Genomic DNA, 16,733 nt, shown 5'->3' on the forward strand with positions numbered 1-16,733 from the left:
TTTTTCTTGTAAGCAATTTTCTCTGAATGTATAATGGTTCGGGGGAACTAATTGCAGTTAATAGCTGCATATTTTAGGAGGAATTACGGTATGTCATATAAGACTAAGGTGGAATATTCATTTGAGGAAGCGAAAAAAGCGTTCTGGGCTACATATCTATACAAAAACAAAGCCGGGATTACAGCGGCAATTGTTGCTTTAATAGTTTTTGCAGCATTTATTGTGAACGGAGTATGGACAGGGAATTATGAAAATGTTTTTGTTTTCTCAATAGTGCTGGTACTTTACCCGATTATTATATATATTCTTGCAACAAAACGAATAAGGAAAAATTACGAGAGTTATAAAATGTTGCATGGGACCACTTTTTCATATACTTTTTTTGAAGACGCCATGGTATCTGATGGGCCAAAGGGAACATCTAAGATCACATATAAGGATCTGTACAAAATCACTGAAACAAAAACCAATTTCTATATATTTGTAAGTAGTATCCAGGCTTTTTCTATCATTAAGTCAGAGTGTTCAGAGGAGTTGATTTCCTTCATACAGAAGCTTAAGACAGAAGTAAACGGCAGAATTAGGACTGCAGAAACAGGGGTTAATGATACAGATTATGAACAGCTATACAGATCTGTGGAGTCAAACACAGACATCCTGTATAATGCCAAAGTTGAATGGGAACTCGATGAACTCAAGGATTTCAACTGGCTTCTCATTAAAAATATTCATAAACCAATTATATTTGTGCTGGTGATCGTCGAGATAATGTTTCTTGCAGGCTTTGTAATATCATTTCCTGCGCATTCCTTAAGGCTTGCTATAGAGAGTATTCTTCTGGCTATTGTAGTGCCGGTGTTGTTTTATTCTCTATTCAATTATAGATGCAGGAAGAATTTTTATAGCAACAAGCTTCTTAGAAACTTTGTGGCTATTATCACATTTGACAGCGAAAAACTCGAACAGATCAGTAACGTGGGAAGCATAAAGGCATCTTACGATGAGATATACAGGATATTTGAAACCAATAAGAATTTCTATATCCTAATAAGTGATAATCTTGCCATTAATGTTAGAAAAGCGAATTGTTCGGATGGATTGATAACCTTCTTGCAGGATTTAGAGCAGAAGGTAGCGTAAAGCATACGCAGAATGGATGGTTCCGGTATACTAACCTGCCCAAATAACATTTGGACAGATTATGAGTTTCTATTTCACCACTTCTTCCATGTTACCTTGATTGGGGCAGGATTATAATATATCTTGTTAGGAGAACTTAAAAGAGGAGACTTGAAAATATGACACCTAAAATCTGGTTATTCATCGTATTAATCGGAGTACTTGCACCGGTTTATCTTTTGTTTGGAGTAGCAACTTCCAAAAACGTTAAGGAGATGTCAGAAAAGAATAAAGAAGAGATTGAAAAGAACAGAGCCAAGCACAGATATATGATACTTGGTCAGAGTTGGGGAATGGGTATAGGAGTTGCAGTTGGATGTATAGCAAGTTATCTCATAATTGGCAAAGTATCGACAGGTATGTGCCTTGGAATAGGACTTGGAATGTTTGCAGGTATGATGATCGGAGCAATGATCGACAGGAAAAATGCATCGGAACAGAATTCAGATGCATTCAATTGATGATAATGCCATGAGGCAGGGTGCAGTTTGCTAGCGTAAAGTTTTTGTAGGATTAATTGAAAAAGGGGATTTCCTTCATGGTATATCTTACTATCATATATTTCTACAATTACGAACTCAGGCAAGACTTTTTATCCAATAGCACGCCACTAGCGGAACATATATGAAGACAGTTACTGACATCTATTGGCAAAAATCATGTAAAACCGACACCTATTGGCAAACTTCGTGTAAAAAATTGAAAAAGAAATGTTATTATTCAGACAATACATCTTTCAATTAAATGCGAGTTTTGTCAAAAGATATGCTATAATTTGATGGGAGCCTTTTTTGTTGGCGTGCGTATTTTGCACGCCATTACAAAAACGGACATCCGACAGCATTTAATCAGATATACACTATGGTTTACAGAGGTGGATGATTATGAGCCACGAATACAGGGATCAGCTTGATATAAAGAACAATGAGAAAATAAATGAGCTTTTAAATGAAATGCCGGAATTTGTCGAGTATTTCTATGATCACATGGTAGCCAAGGGACGTTCAACCAACACAATCCTTGGATATATGTATGAAATAAATGTTTTCCTTAGATTTGTGCAGGTAATTGCCAAAAAAGATTCGGTAAAACACCTTGAAGTGACTGATCTTGAAAAACTGCGCCAGAACAATATCGAATCCTACATGGCAAAGTCTGAAAACGGCAAGGAACTTTCAAATAATGCGAAATGCAGGAAGCTCTCAGTACTCCGGACGTTGTATACATATTATATTGGCAATGAAATGATCACTAAAAATCCGACAGCTCTGACAGAAGGCCCAAAAATTAAAGCACATGATGTAATAAAGCTTTCAGATTCTCAGGTATCGGTGCTTTTAAACGCTATCAAAAGTCAGGATAAAATGTCTGAGCATGCAGTTAAATACAATGAGCGCATGGTTTCAAGAGATCTTGCGATAATGATGACTTTGCTTGGAACCGGTATGCGTATTTCCGAACTTGTCGGGCTTAACATTTCCGATATCGACAAAACTGATAAAACAAAAATATATCTGCGTATTGTAAGAAAAGGTGGCGATGAAGACAAAGTACGCGTTATTACTCCAGTTTATGATGCAATAACCGACTATTTGATAAAATCAAGACCTCAGTTGGTGGGCTCTTCAAGGGAAAATGCTCTTTTCATCTCAACCAGAGGAACCCGTATGTCCGTAAATGCCATACAGAAAATGCTGGAAAAATACTGCGAAAAAGCAGGACTTCCTGACAACATATCACCTCATAAGATGCGTGCAACCTTCGCCACAAAAGTATACTCAAAAACCAAGGACATCTATGCAATAAAGGATGCTCTTCATCACAGTACTATCGATACTTCCAAGCACTACATATCAGATAAGGAAGCAAGGATTGATGAAGCTGCAGAAGCGGCAGGATCATTATTTGAATAACACATCACATTTACTAACCAATCCTAAAATAGGCAACAATATCAACGTAATCAAACAAAGAAGACCAGAAACAAACAATATCACCACCATAAAGAAGATAAAGTAAACTAAAAAGACAAAGGACATCGCGGTGAAATCAAAAAATAACAATGACATCAGAAAAGAAAACAAGAACGCAGGACTACCAAACAGAGGAGAAAAAAAAACATAAAGTATTTTCAAAAGCGCTTCACGAAAAAAATACAGATAAGACATCAAAAACACAAAAAACCATAATAAAGGATCAAGCTATGCCTAATTATCATAAAAAGGTATATATTTATCTTGTTTCACCATCAGAAAAATGCAAGGTAGAACGGTTATTAACTGATTTTCGAGATAAAATAAAAAGTGACAATTACATTTCTGGTAAAATAACCATTATAGATAAGAAAAAGAAGGATACCCTTTTTGGAGAAGATATCAAAAAGATTTGCAATGCCATTAAAGCGGTGATTCTTGCTATTCCATTGGTCTGGATAACTCTTGAATTAATCCGGATATGTCCTGTGGAATTTCGAAATCCGATATGTTTTTTTGTGACTTTGATATGTTGGTTGCTGTATTTTAAGCTAAAAAAGAGAGTGTATAAGCCACGAATGATTTTCCTATATACTCTTAATTCAGCGTTAATGTTATATGTGCTAATGTCATCAATACATAACATAATTACTAGATTGCAATTGTTTCCGCCGACTATAATAGGTTTTCCGCTTTCATGGCTTATTCCAAAGGCTGCAAAAAGTCTTCCTGCTATCATTATCGTTGTTCAAGGAACTTTCTTGCTATACCTTTCTTATAAGGGATTGGAAAGGTACAAGAAAAATAAAAATATAATTAAATGGGAGTTTTCAGCAGCAATTCTAATGAGCTATTTTGTTCTTGTGTTCTCAGTAATATCAATTTTTACTGAATTATTTGATGAATCCTATTCGGATTTTAATTCATATGCAAAAGTGTTAGCATATTCCGAGGGTCCATCTGGTGGAAATAATAATAATGCTACTATACTAGATGAGGATATACCACTTTCAGAAAAATATGATCAAGTTACTATAACAGTAAAGAGAGATGAGAATAATATAAAAATTATAGATATCCAAGATGAAAATAGCAGAACAGAAATTTGTGGGACATACGGACAGAATGAGTATGGATATCGTGAATTGTATCCTAAAGAAATATATGTTAGCAATTATAATCATGAAAACATACCAATAAGCAGTATAAATTTGAAGAACTCAATAAACGAACAGACAGGTGAGAAGACAAGCAATATATGGACCAATGAGCATTTTTATTTGAGTACAGTGACTTATTTTGGTGCTGCATATGGTGATATTTATCCTGTATCGAATACAGCAAAAAGCTATGCGCTACAGGAAATATTTATCTCACATTGTATGGGGCTCTTTTTTGTCCCTATTATATTATTGATATTGCAGGTTTTTTGGGGGAAACCAGATGTGTTGTAAATATATGAGTGGAATCAATCTGATGTAACTGATTATTTTTATATTGATTTCCATAAGGGAAAATGGTAGTATAAAGGAAAGACGATTCACGGTAGAGCGATAGTAAATACACGCCACACCGTGAATTTTTGTTATACGAAATCATTCCGTTAAATCCTAATTTTTCGAAGTGCAGAAATTTTACGCGGTGTCGCAGTGAAGTATTAAAGTATTTCATAAGCCAATATGACGAATGTGTCATATTGGCTTATTTGCAGGGTTTTCATTGTGTTATGACGATGATGTCAGTATAAATATAATTCATAGGTTTGGGATTATTCATGAAAGTTTGTCAATTAAAAACGACCAATCTAAAGTCTGATATTAGATTGGTCGTTTTGCTAATTCTTAAGGACATGGTTTTAATGAATAGTATTTGTTAAACTGAGGAAAGTAAGCGCTTAGTCTTGAAAAAATCTGGTAGTTCTCTGCTTGTTATGTCAAAAAGGTTTATCTTCATCCTTGACGTGACCAAATAGAATTGACATATAATCACGCTTCCTCTGTAGAACTCTATCTACATACATCATGGTTCCTTCAAGCCTGTAAAATGCCAGATACTCTTTAAACCTTACTGAATAATACCCTGTGAACAATTCCTCATAATACAGAGGTGTTCCTGTTTTTGGGTGTTTGGACATCGATTCAATCTTATCCTGCAAATCATCAAGATATCTGTGTGTTATATCAAGGTCGCATGAAACCAACAGTACATCATCAAAAATATCATCCATATCTCTTATGGCCTGTGGTGAATAATCAATGTCATAAGTAATCATTTCTGTCTGTTACGGAAGTGTGCCCTGACATCAGCTGCCGGAACATATCCCTCTTCCTCTCCGGAACGTCGTCCCTTATTGAGCTCACACATAAGACGAAGCATAGCCTTAGTCTTTTCTATTTCTTCGTCTTCTTCTATGTCTCTAATAGTGTATTTTCCACGACCATTTACTGTAAGATATACCGGAGAACCATATTCAACCTTTTCCAGAACAGTATTATAATTTCTAAGATCTGAAACAGGACTAATTACTGCCATATCAATACCTCGCTTTCATTCTTATTTTAACATTACTCATTATATTAAGCAATATTTTAAGTAATATTTTGAGCGAACTCCTCATCTTCATATCTGATAAGTCCATTATGTAAACTCTTCCTGCAAACGAGTCACTCATACCCTTTATCAATTCCAGTTGCTGATTAAAATCATCAAATCATTCCTCTTTCAAGAAAAAAGCCTAAAAATCTTATTGTATCTTCATAACCCATTTCTCTTCTCCCCAGCGTAAGGCCTCTATCAATTGATAAATATCCTTTCAGATCTCCAGAAGGAACAATATTATATACGGTAGAATTTTCTTTATGGATAATATTACATTCTTGATATTGTCTATTATCCAGATGGACTACAATTATCTTTTTAAAGCCAGCGTTAAGTAAGGGCTTAACAGGCGTGTTGTCTGTTACTCCCCCATCAACGAACGACATATGATTGATACTGCTTTTGGGATAAACAACAGGAATCCTTGTCGATGCTGTAACAATCGTTTTTAAATCTGTATTATCAAGAATATTTAATGGAACATACCATTCTCTATGCCATTCAGGATCTAATTCATTGTCTGCATTTTGAAATACAGGCCATCCTCTTAGGGACAAACACGTGTAGATTAGTTTGTTTGTCATGAAGGAGTAATCCTTTATGCTCTGATCAATCAACTTAGGTACATTATTATCAATTAGACTGATTGAAAATTGCCTAATCCAATCATATAAATTTGTCACTACCTCATCAGGCGTTTTTGCACGCTCTGTATTTTGCTGTAAGGTATTTATTGATTTTTCCTTAAGCCGAAATCTTGGTTTTATTAAATCTCTTTTTTGAACCTGTTCCCATACGTTAGCGGCAGCATCATAATCACCCTGAGCGAAGAGTAATGCGTTAAGTGCACCAACCGACGTTCCTGAAATCCCAGTCACTTTATTAGCAAGATCCAATTCAATTAAGGCTTTCCAAACACCTATTTCATACGCGCCTCTAGCTGCTCCACCGGAAAAAACGATTCCGAGTTCCTTGTTGCTTAAATTATTTATTATTTTTCGTTCCAAGGCTTTATTGTAGATAGTAGATACAAATAACTCTTCGCAGCCATGCGCAGTGCGCTTTCCATCTTTAACAAGTCGGCAGTGACCCATATTAGATTTTTGCAATAGATAATCGTTTATTTGTATTTGCGGATTATTTATGAACGCCTTGGAATCTTCATTTACTGTCTTGGTATAATTTGGATTAGCTCCGTACCATAGATGTCCAAATACCACTTGGTATTTGCTATATATGAGTCCTCTAAAAAGGAGATAACACCATACACCTATTTAAGATAATAATATGTTTTGCTATTCATACGATTGGTTTCCACGCAATAAGTTATTATGAGCAGAAAAACCGACTATTTTTAAAATCCCGCACAAATCCTGAAAATCAGAGCGCGTATAACTTCCATAAGCCATAGTCCTTAAGGTGCATAGATTATAATTTTATAAACATTTATATTTTTCAATTACGACAATAAAAAATTGCATCAGAAGGTTACCTCCCAATGCAATTCTTATAATCACCAGCTTATTTTCTATTTGTTAGAATTTTTTATAGCTGTATTTTGTTTTTGATGAAACACCTGACCTCGAGATGAGCTTTTTATACTTGGTCAATTTATCCTTATATCTGACCCAGACCTGCATGTCCTTACTTGTTTTTGCAAAAGAGTTTTTATGTAATTTTCTAAGGTGTCTGGATTTAACCTTTATTTTCGAAAGGTTTTTACAACCACTGAAAGCGCCTGCTCCTATTTCCTCAACATTTTCTCCTATTGTTATCTCTTTAAGATTTTTGTCTCCTTTAAATGCTTTAGCATCGATTCCTGTAATCTTGTATGTAACGCCATCAATGTTTACTGCACTCAGGACCCGATATTTCTTAATCTTACCCGAAACATCCACGATAGATAGTTCCCTGTCGCCTGATACACGGTACTCTACGTTGGAATAACGTGTCTTTTGGTTCATTTGCAAAGGTTCTGATGCTGATTCGACAGGCTGAGGGTTATAAGCAGGATTTCTGTCTTCTCCAACAGGAGTCGCATCATCAGCACTTGGCTTATCACCTGACTCCTGTTCCGTAGTTTCCTCATCTTCTTTTGGATCATCAAGCACACGGCTCAGATCTACAGGAAATTTACCTTCTTCAATCTCAGGCCCCCAACAGTAATACCAACCTCCGTTTTCCTTCTGGGCTTGGTTTTCGTAATCAATTCCTATAGTTGCAATGTAAGGCGTACTAATCATGCCTGATTTTGGAAGCTTGTTATAGTAGCACTCCCCATACGGATTACCATCAAGATCTTGAGGCCATATATGTGAATAATTCTCAAAATCGTCAACCAGGTCGAAATGAACGGTTGCCTTGTCGCCGGATATAGAGTAATTTGATTCCTTGTAATCTTGGTCTAAAAGGGTGGTTGCATTGACCCTGAATTTAACTTTCTTGCATTCAGAATCAGCCCACCCGTATGAAACCTCATTGGGATCAGCATAGAATTCAATATGGACACCTATCCCCTTTACATTTGCGTATTTAGGAACAGTAAACTTATATGTCACGTCAAACCCTGACTCTGTGATATTTTCAACCCTAACATCTGAAACAGAAGGTTTCAGATCCTCAAATTTAAACACCCTCATGTAGTCATAATAAGACAGGTCATAGCCATCCGCCTTATCTGTTACTTTTTTATAACCATTACCTGAACCGGCAGCATATAGTTCACCATTGTTCAGCTTTACGTACGTAAAATGAGGATCACTCTCAAGGACGACTTTGTAACCCTGGTTGCAATAGTCAATAATCTTTGTACGCTTATTCTCGTTACTACCACTTAACGGGATCAGCTCATTTGATGCTTTTTTACAGAAAACTTCCTCGGCAAAATCTACCACAGTCTGCCCGACAGGGGATTTTTCAGTAACATCTGATAAAGATGTTATCCTGCCATGCTGAACAGCCCATTCAAACAGGACATCCGGATCGAAATACCTTCCATTGTACATCCAGTGTCCGTTACTCGGGCGTCCGCCAAAGAGTTCATTCAAAATTTTTGCATATGAACATACCCTGCAGCCACCACTTCTCATCGCCGGATAGTCAGACTGGTTCTGCAGCCAGTTTAAGTGATTAGCCGGGTAACTTGCGGCACGTGCCGGAATCGGAACAGACAGCATACATAAAGAAATGCATACAGCAAGAATAAAAGAAATAATTGATTTACTATTTTTCATACACCCCTCCAAAAATAGAATTTCAAAAATACTATCGATATTATATACACATAAGAGCTGTTTTGAAAGAGTGATTTATATATGAAGAGTGCAGGCTTAAATTTAGCAGATTTTTTCGAATTCCTTCTTGCTTTAAAAAATTGGAACCGGCTGCTATATAGACAGCCGGTTCAAGAAGAAAAGTAACGCTGAGGACGATTCCCCCGCCGCATAACTTTAACTCCTAGCAGAGGTTTGTTGTCCGTTAACACGGGACAGGAGATGTATGCTTGACAGGTCTGCAGCACATTTCAGCTGCAGCAGGGAGTAAATAAAAATCTTTTATATCTATATTATAGACATATTCGGTGAAACGATTATTAAAATTTTAGTGAACTACTTCGACTTAATGCTCCATGCCACCAATGGAACATATAATTGCGAATGGATATAATGATTTCTCCATTCAGTTATCATCATCTGAATCGAAAATAGCTATTGGCTCTTCTGCTCCTGGTTCAAATGTAAATCCCGGAGTATTCATTTGTTTAAGGTACTCTTTGTCATGCTGCTCAACATAAACCCGAACATTTTTCCCCAGCGGACTAAAATCGGTTTCTTCAAAGATTCTCATATCAAAATCTTCATCAACAAGCAAATTATATGTTTTGTGATATTCCGAGCCATCCAGTAGCTCATCCATGAAATTATCATCTACAACTGAATCAATCGGAAGCATATTCATGATTTGGGAAATTACCGTATTTATCACTCTCACTGCAATAAGGAGCCTCAAAATCAAATTCGACACTTCCATACATATTTCCTGAATCAGCATTATAGAGTCCATATGCCCGTTTCATTGCATATATGCTCACTGCAACCTGGTCTTCTGTTGTATATATTTTCCGAGTTTTAACATTAATCAGGACATCTTCGATTCCTCCATCCTTATACTGACCTTCAACCCAGTCTGTCAGACCATGATCCGGTCCGATTTCTATGCCACTAACTCCGTGAAATGATTTTCTATCAAGAACAGCATCGGGATATGCCTGATTAAGCGCTTCCTCTACAATAGGTAACGCTTGCTTAACATGTCCTTCTGCTTCCTTGGATTCATCCGCAGGGGATGGACATCCTGTCAAAAAGCAGCAGAAAATACAGCACATCATTATTATCGATATTATTTTGAGGTTTACCTTATTCATATTTTCTCATCCTCAATAAAATAACTTATAGGTTTATTTAACCGTTACAGCTACTTTCTTACACAGCCCATTCATCGAATAAACATAAACATTGCATGTACCCTTGTTGACTCCCGTAAATCTCTACTCCCCCTTCTACCTTTTATATGAATATGATTCTATTTCATCTAGCTCATAAGGCAATTTTCCAGATAAGATATACATTTTTTGTTCTTCTGCTTCCTCTAGGGTTTCAAATGTTAATACATTTATTTGGTCTGAATTAATTACGAAGAATATATTAAGGTCCGCATAAAGATATGGTCCTTCGCAAATTCCTATTTTTCCACCTGTTTCTGAAAGCTCTTTTGTTGCCTCATAAATCCTCTTTGTACCTTCGCTGTCAAGAAAAAGAACCAATCTATAAGAATCTCCTTCAGAAATTATCTTTATGTCTTTTATATTTTCTTCAGTTATAATCACAGATTCATCACTAATCATATCATTATAGGGCCTTTTTATTGAATCTCCTTATTCTGATTCCAAAAAACTGCAACCATCTATTCCAAATATGACAAAAAAGCCGTTAATAAAAAGGCAATGTGAATTAACACACCACCCCACAATGCACTTGTAAATCAGTTTTTACAGTAATAAAATCTTATTATGTGTAAAATGTTCCTAAATATATGGGAGCTTTCAAATTTCACAAAAAGGGAGAAAGGAAAAAGGTTTTATGAGTGGGAAAATGATTAAAAAGCTATTACTGTGTTTATCTATGCTGTTTATTTTGTGCCTGTTACCAGGCATTAATGTTAAAGCGGCAGACAAGATTGTAAAAAAAGGTGAGACCTGGAAGGTTGACGGAGTCCAGGAAGTTGACAATCTGACGGTGGAAGGCACGGTAGAAATTAACGGGAAACTAACTGTAAAGAAGGATTTTATTTCCAGAGGTAATGTTGCCCTGAATTATAATGCAGTGCTTGATATTAACGGCAATCTGCGTTTGGAAGAAGGAAAAATGAATACTGGCCTGAATTCTCAGGTTAGCGTAGGAAAAGACTTCAGGATACAGAAACTGGTTTCTGGTAAATATGTTACATCTTCTGCAGAATATACCACCTTTGGTTCTGGTACTACTATAGCAGGAAACTTAGTTGTAGACTCTCCAATTCAGCAGTTCTTTGCAAATTTCCATGTTAACGGCAATATTAAGGTTAAAAAGGAAATAATTTTTGGCGATCTTTATTTAACAAGTCCAACTACTCAGACTCTGGATCTTGATGAAGAGACCCGTATACATACTATACATCTAGAAAAATGTAATAAGATAATCTTTACAAAGTATATAAATGCCACAGGGCTCTTAGGTCAAAAGACAGTCACACTATCCAGTCCTGGAAAAAAACTGTACTCATCTATGTTTGGAATAGCTAAGGCATATGATGGTAAAACAATAATTGATGGTGACCTGACAACTTCTCAATTTGAAATTGGAGATAAGGAAACTCTAATTGTTAATGGTAATTTAACTATCGATGATTCTCCTGCAATGATTTATGGTGATCTTATAGTAAATGGAGATTTGCTAATATATCACACAAGCAAAAGCAGATACAACCACCCACACACTATATTTAGTGTATATAAAAGTGGCCGAGTTGTTGTTAAAGGTAATTATACATGCAATGATATCGCTGGAAATAGTGAAAACAAGGGCGAAATGTATCTGTATGGTGACTATACCGATAATGCAGGGACTAAATGGGAAGGGACACTTAATTTTTTATCCAAAGGCAGGACTATAACTGCGAAAAATGGCGGGCATATTTATAGAATCAGATTAAAATATGCAAAATCAGATTATACCTTTAATCCGGATAATTGCTGGGATTATCTGGAAGCTAATTCAAAAGATGTTGATGGTTTTAAAGAGAGGGATTATCCGACAGATTCCGGCAGTTCTTCCGGTGAAACAGGCCCTTCAACTGGTGAGACGGCATCAACTGAAAATACCCCTTCCAGTACTGTAACTGCTACTTCTTCTACCGAAACAGAAGAAGATAAAATTGATAATTCCATCAAAGCTGTTAAAATCAGCAAAGTCAAAGCTGAAAAAAAGAAATTTACCGTAACCTTTAAGAAGGTTTCCAAGATTAAAGGGTATGAAGTTCAGTATGGAACAAGCAAAGATTTTAAATCGGCAAAGAAAAAGACGGTAGGTGCTAAAAAGACCAGCCTGACCGTCAAAAAATTAAAATCCAAGAAGACTTACTATATCAGAATTCGATCCTATAAGAACTCTGATCAGGGTAAAGTATATTCTAAGTGGAGCAGAGTAAAACGCGTTAAAATCAAATAAACCTGGGAATTACTATAAAATCGTTAAGAAAGGGGTTGTGAAATAGTCAGCCCATGAAAAAAGGGAAGTAATTAGCTGAAACAGCCAGTTACTTCTCTCTTTTTTTCATAGAAAATCATTACCATTTTCTCAGCTCCTATACTGCCCATATAGGCTCATCATGTCTGAGGGAGCGCCTCACTGTCAGCAAATACCCTGCCCTCACCTATGTCCAGCTGCAGGAAGGATATCAGTGCCCTGTCAAAGGCTCTTTTCTGCGCTTCAAGGTATGGATAATCCTTTGCTATATTCGATGAAAGCGTCCTTGTTGTCGTCTCGCCAGTCTCTGTTAACAAGAACCCGGATTCCCTCATTAATCTGCCTGTCCAAGGCTATTTCACCACTTCATATTTTAATCTTAGATATGAATCTTCAAGCTTTTCACAGCTGGTAAGCCTAAGTATCCCGAGTTTGCCAAGTTCCTCTTTCGTTGTTATCGAATCTCCATCGATCAGTGTAGCGGTATTCTTCCCTCCAATAAGGACCGGTGCTACAACAATATCCACGAAATCAAAGAGCCCATTTCTAAGAAACATCCCATTCATAGTACCGCCGCTTTGAACAGTAAGCCTTTCGCATCCATACTTTTCCTTTAAGTCCACTAGAGCCTTTTCAAGGAAAAAGTTTTCCTGAAAGATAATCTCCAAATTATCTGCTTTCACTTTAAAAGCAGGGTGTTCCCAGTTTGTTGTTATCAACACGAACCGTTTTGATAGTTCACAAAAGTACTTGATTCCATGCTCAGTAAGATGGGAATTATCAAAAAGCACAAAGGATACAGGTGTTTTAGGGGGCATAGGTTTCTCATTGACTCCCATCTTTTCCTGTACACGCCCGGTATTAAATGACCACAAATCTGTAGTCTGCTCTATTTCGTAATATTGATGCAGTCCTTCTTTTAGTCCTTCCATTTCAGGAAAATCCCTGTCCACATCCATGTTATCAGTTGATCCGGTGCTGATTTTTCCGTCTACTGACATTAGCATAAATAATGTTGTAACTGGTATATTCATATGTTCCTACCTCATTCTGATATTTATATTATTAGTTTAATCCGAGAATATGAGTATTACCCGACTTTTCTTGCGCTGATTTGTCGTGAAAATCATAATACAAAAAACATCCCGAGGTGATTGGTCTCGGGATGCCTTTTAGGAGATTTCTTATTATGTGGAGCCTATTGGCTCTTAAGCTATCATGATATGTTTCTTTTCAGGAAGCTTTTCCTGTTCTTTCTTAGGAATGGTAAGTGTCAGAACTCCGTGATGGAAGGCTGCCTTTACGTCCTCTTCTGTGATCTGGTCGCCTACATAGAAGCTTCTCTGCATCGAGCCACTGTATCGCTCCTGCCTGATCAGACGTCCTTTCTTATCATTCTTGTCATTGTTCATGTTCTTTGAAGCACTGATTGTAAGATATCCGTCATTCAGTTCAAGGTTAATATCCTCTTTGGCAAAACCAGGAAGATCAACACTAACTTCATACTGGTTATCCTCTTCCTTAACATCAGTCTTCATCAGCCTGTCGGCGTGACGTCCGTAAAGCTTCCGCTCCATGTTGTTCAGTTCTCTGAAATCCGGGAAATTGAACAGATTGTCAAAAAGATTTTCTTCAAAAATACTAGGTGCTAACATAGTTTTTTCCTCCTTTGCATCAAAAACATTTATTTTTGAGCATTGGGACGGAGGGTTCAGATCTAGGGAACCTAAGTCCTTATGGTCTTCTCTGTTCCTTTGTTCTATATATTGTATAACACCAAATTGGCACTCTGTCAAGTAGAGTGCTAATTTTCTTATAGGATTTTTTATATCATTTCCAATAAATATCGAAAAACTGCTGAGGTCCTTTAAATAGAGTAACTATGCTCCCATCATTAAGGTCTACAACCTTAAAATAGATATCCTCATCATCTGTCGGAGCACCTGCTCCCCAGGGATGCATCTCCTCATAAAGAATCCGATCTTCATCAGGAGACAGAACGTACTGGTCGATATAGTAATCATCGCCTACTAGGCTCCTAAGCTTTTCATATATTTCATCTGACTCGTGTTGTTCTTTCTCCAGTCCAGTTACATCGATGGCATTTTTTGAAAGCCCACAGAATGTCCGACTGTATGCGCTATCATTGCAAGTAAATACTATGTCTTCATAACCCTCCACTTTTCTGTAGTTCTGAGAAAAATCCAGATGAAGGTAATAAGAGGGAAAATACCATAAAAATCTTAATATTATAAATATGAGCAAAAGGTTAAATGCCGTAATTACAACAAGCCCCATCCTCTTTAGCACCTTTTTCATATGCATTTCTTAAATCCTTTATTCACATTCTTTTTTTATCCAATCACAACTATAACATACAAAAAGGTCGGACTCCGATATCACTCGCAAATCCGACCTCATAAGATTTAATTAGATGCACCTGCTGATGATGAAGTACTTGCTGTAGCTTCCCTGTCCTTTATCATGTGCTGAAGGGTAATGAGAATGGCAACAACAGATTTTTCATGTTCAGGTTTATAAATATCAATGCAGTATTTGTCATGAATGGAAAGCATCTTCTGGGATATAACAGCGATGATCTCTCCATTTTCATCATATAATTCAAAGTTTAGTCCCAGGATATTCCCTTTGAGCTGCCAGCCTAGACCTACGATATTCGTAATATCTTTGATAATATGCAAAATCTCATTTGATATTTCAAAGGATGCCCCATCTGTCATGGTTACAAAGTGGCGCTCATGGAGAGTAAAAAACTTCCTTTCTATGTGGGCTAACCTGTTACCGGATGCATCATACACATCGGTCTTGTCATGAATCGAAGGAAATTTGGTCTCAGCATGATATACCACATTCTGAAGAACACAACTAATAATATGTTCTTTTGTCAGTGATAGCTCTCGGTCTTTTAAACAGTAATATATAACAATTTCTTTATTTTGTAATGAAAGCTTATGATTAGATGTAGCGTATTTCCCAGCACTCGGTGCTCATAACCTCACCTTTCTCTTCTGTGATGAATCCTTTACCCGAACAATACAATAGCATATATGAAACGAGCCCTTGAATTATAAGGGCTCGTTCGCATTACAGATGTTTACTGGTTCTCGGATCCCATTCTGCAGAATCTATTGGGATCAACTTCAAAAGCTTCCTTGATAAACTCTAAACGGATACCGGTATCAGTCCGTTCAACATCATTAACAAACGGCAAAGCTGACAGATCCTCAATAAACTTATCATCCCAGAGGCCTCCTCTAAGTGCATCCTTCCTGAACACATCCTCAAATCTCTCTGCTCCATCACACATACAAAATTACCTCCTAAAATATTCAATCATTAAAAAAAGCATACCACAATCTATGTTTCATTTTCGGTTGGGTTTTTCCAAAGGGCAGAAAGCCGCATAAAATAAGGCAAAAGTCACACTATGTCAAACGCGAAACACCCTTAAAAAAGCAAAAATATAGAGAACTGATGCATTTGTTTCATTTTTGGGACTGACTATGGGCAAATTTTGTCTGACCGCCGCAAAAATACAGAAAAAAAGAGCGCGTATTTTAAATACGCACCCTGATATTAAGTAGATACCACAGGATAACTGATTAGCTGCAACTCTTATGCTTCATATTTTTTTCATTAGCCACGGGTTTTCCCTTGACACTCTCCCCCAAATACACGCCAAACCATTCCCTCAAAAACCATTATATGCGCATAGTTTAGAACATTTTCGAGCGTGATTCTTGAATTTTATCCATATATACTGAATCCATGGCATACATCCCTTCTCACATTTATAGAAAAATATAAATTATTATTTTCCCAAACTGGTTAATTTATTTTCTTTCATTCCCTGCTACTATATAAGCATAGAGGAGGAAACCAAAAATGAATACAAAAGGAAACCTATAAGGTACCGTCACTGTGGCAGGATCCCGGTGGCGGTGCTTTGGGGTTATAGATCCTCTTCTATCGCATCAATTACAAAATCCTTTGCATCCAGCTCCTCTTCCTCACCGAAGATATTGAGCTGCTTTGCAGTTTCTACCATAGTGTTGTATTCAGTCTTTTCAGCTTCTGTCAGTTCTCTTGCCAATTTGGATCTCCTACCTTATATTCTCTCCCATCATTATATGGCATGCCTCATTAATTGGCGAGACCAGACAATACTGGGCATTCGCTC

Annotated in this window: 19 protein-coding genes; 5 read left to right on the forward strand and 14 right to left on the reverse strand. The window is 36.8% G+C overall.

All coding sequences use genetic code 11. The annotated features are described in order from the left end of the window. The first annotated feature begins 90 nt into the window (after positions 1 to 90). From G601_RS0103435 to G601_RS0103450, 4 genes are all read left to right on the forward strand, one after another. On the forward strand, positions 91 to 1,140 hold the full coding sequence (locus G601_RS0103435) for a YcxB family protein (RefSeq protein ID WP_026664482.1): 1,050 nt from the start codon (positions 91 to 93) through the stop codon (positions 1,138 to 1,140). A gap of 158 nt (positions 1,141 to 1,298) precedes the next feature. After that, a complete protein-coding gene (locus G601_RS0103440) occupies positions 1,299 to 1,640 on the forward strand; it encodes a hypothetical protein (RefSeq protein WP_026664483.1) in 342 nt (113 codons plus the stop codon). Between the two features lie 423 nt (positions 1,641 to 2,063). After that, positions 2,064 to 3,092, forward strand: a complete 1,029-nt coding sequence (locus G601_RS0103445) for a tyrosine-type recombinase/integrase (RefSeq protein WP_026664484.1) — start codon at positions 2,064 to 2,066, stop codon at positions 3,090 to 3,092. 149 nt (positions 3,093 to 3,241) lie between these two features. Beyond that, positions 3,242 to 4,606, forward strand: a complete 1,365-nt coding sequence (locus G601_RS0103450; RefSeq protein WP_026664485.1) for a hypothetical protein — start codon at positions 3,242 to 3,244, stop codon at positions 4,604 to 4,606. A gap of 479 nt (positions 4,607 to 5,085) precedes the next feature. On the opposite strand, the gene G601_RS24650 is transcribed toward G601_RS0103450, so the two are convergent. From G601_RS24650 to G601_RS0103485, 7 genes are all read right to left on the reverse strand, one after another. After that, complete coding sequence (locus G601_RS24650) at positions 5,086 to 5,424, reverse strand: type II toxin-antitoxin system RelE/ParE family toxin (protein ID WP_051201083.1); 339 nt, start codon at positions 5,422 to 5,424, stop codon at positions 5,086 to 5,088. Beyond that, entirely contained in the window at positions 5,421 to 5,684 is a 264-nt protein-coding gene (locus G601_RS0103460) for a type II toxin-antitoxin system prevent-host-death family antitoxin (RefSeq protein ID WP_026492994.1), read from the reverse strand. Before G601_RS0103460 ends, G601_RS24650 begins: the two co-directional genes overlap by 4 nt. A 173-nt stretch (positions 5,685 to 5,857) precedes the next feature. Further along, positions 5,858 to 6,970, reverse strand: coding sequence for a patatin-like phospholipase family protein (locus G601_RS0103465; RefSeq protein WP_026492995.1), 1,113 nt, complete (start codon positions 6,968 to 6,970; stop codon positions 5,858 to 5,860). Positions 6,971 to 7,285: 315 nt separating this feature from the next. Beyond that, entirely contained in the window at positions 7,286 to 8,983 is a 1,698-nt protein-coding gene (locus tag G601_RS0103470) for a leucine-rich repeat protein (RefSeq protein ID WP_026492996.1), read from the reverse strand. A 445-nt stretch (positions 8,984 to 9,428) separates the two neighbouring features. Then, positions 9,429 to 9,701 carry a hypothetical protein gene (locus G601_RS0103475; RefSeq protein ID WP_196812592.1) on the reverse strand — a complete coding sequence of 91 codons (273 nt, stop codon included), beginning with the start codon at positions 9,699 to 9,701 and terminating at the stop codon, positions 9,429 to 9,431. Beyond that, positions 9,688 to 10,173, reverse strand: a complete 486-nt coding sequence (locus tag G601_RS0103480) for a hypothetical protein (protein WP_026492998.1) — start codon at positions 10,171 to 10,173, stop codon at positions 9,688 to 9,690. Before G601_RS0103480 ends, G601_RS0103475 begins: the two co-directional genes overlap by 14 nt. Before the next feature lie 135 nt (positions 10,174 to 10,308). Then, complete coding sequence (locus G601_RS0103485; protein WP_026492999.1) at positions 10,309 to 10,653, reverse strand: hypothetical protein; 345 nt, start codon at positions 10,651 to 10,653, stop codon at positions 10,309 to 10,311. 235 nt (positions 10,654 to 10,888) lie between these two features. Between G601_RS0103485 and G601_RS0103490 the strand changes: the two genes are divergently transcribed. After that, positions 10,889 to 12,514, forward strand: coding sequence for a fibronectin type III domain-containing protein (locus tag G601_RS0103490; protein ID WP_081673365.1), 1,626 nt, complete (start codon positions 10,889 to 10,891; stop codon positions 12,512 to 12,514). A 158-nt stretch (positions 12,515 to 12,672) separates the two neighbouring features. On the opposite strand, the gene G601_RS26000 is transcribed toward G601_RS0103490, so the two are convergent. From G601_RS26000 to G601_RS26005, 7 genes are all read right to left on the reverse strand, one after another. Further along, the gene (locus G601_RS26000) at positions 12,673 to 12,849 is read right to left on the reverse strand and encodes a hypothetical protein (RefSeq protein WP_155829592.1); all 177 of its coding nucleotides are present in this window, start codon (positions 12,847 to 12,849) and stop codon (positions 12,673 to 12,675) included. Positions 12,850 to 12,885: 36 nt separating this feature from the next. Continuing rightward, positions 12,886 to 13,566 carry a dihydrofolate reductase family protein gene (locus G601_RS0103500; RefSeq protein WP_026664486.1) on the reverse strand — a complete coding sequence of 227 codons (681 nt, stop codon included), beginning with the start codon at positions 13,564 to 13,566 and terminating at the stop codon, positions 12,886 to 12,888. 174 nt (positions 13,567 to 13,740) lie between these two features. After that, entirely contained in the window at positions 13,741 to 14,187 is a 447-nt protein-coding gene (locus G601_RS0103505) for an Hsp20/alpha crystallin family protein (RefSeq protein ID WP_022762324.1), read from the reverse strand. Between the two features lie 175 nt (positions 14,188 to 14,362). Beyond that, on the reverse strand, positions 14,363 to 14,851 hold the full coding sequence (locus tag G601_RS0103510; protein ID WP_196808800.1) for a hypothetical protein: 489 nt from the start codon (positions 14,849 to 14,851) through the stop codon (positions 14,363 to 14,365). Between the two features lie 107 nt (positions 14,852 to 14,958). After that, positions 14,959 to 15,402, reverse strand: coding sequence for an LURP-one-related family protein (locus G601_RS25645; RefSeq protein ID WP_026492989.1), 444 nt, complete (start codon positions 15,400 to 15,402; stop codon positions 14,959 to 14,961). 245 nt (positions 15,403 to 15,647) lie between these two features. Further along, a complete protein-coding gene (locus tag G601_RS0103520; RefSeq protein WP_026492988.1) occupies positions 15,648 to 15,860 on the reverse strand; it encodes a hypothetical protein in 213 nt (70 codons plus the stop codon). A gap of 645 nt (positions 15,861 to 16,505) precedes the next feature. Next, entirely contained in the window at positions 16,506 to 16,646 is a 141-nt protein-coding gene (locus G601_RS26005) for a hypothetical protein (RefSeq protein WP_155829590.1), read from the reverse strand. Positions 16,647 to 16,733: the final 87 nt, after the last annotated feature.

Source organism: Butyrivibrio sp. FC2001 (assembly GCF_000424125.1).
GTDB lineage: Bacteria > Bacillota > Clostridia > Lachnospirales > Lachnospiraceae > Butyrivibrio.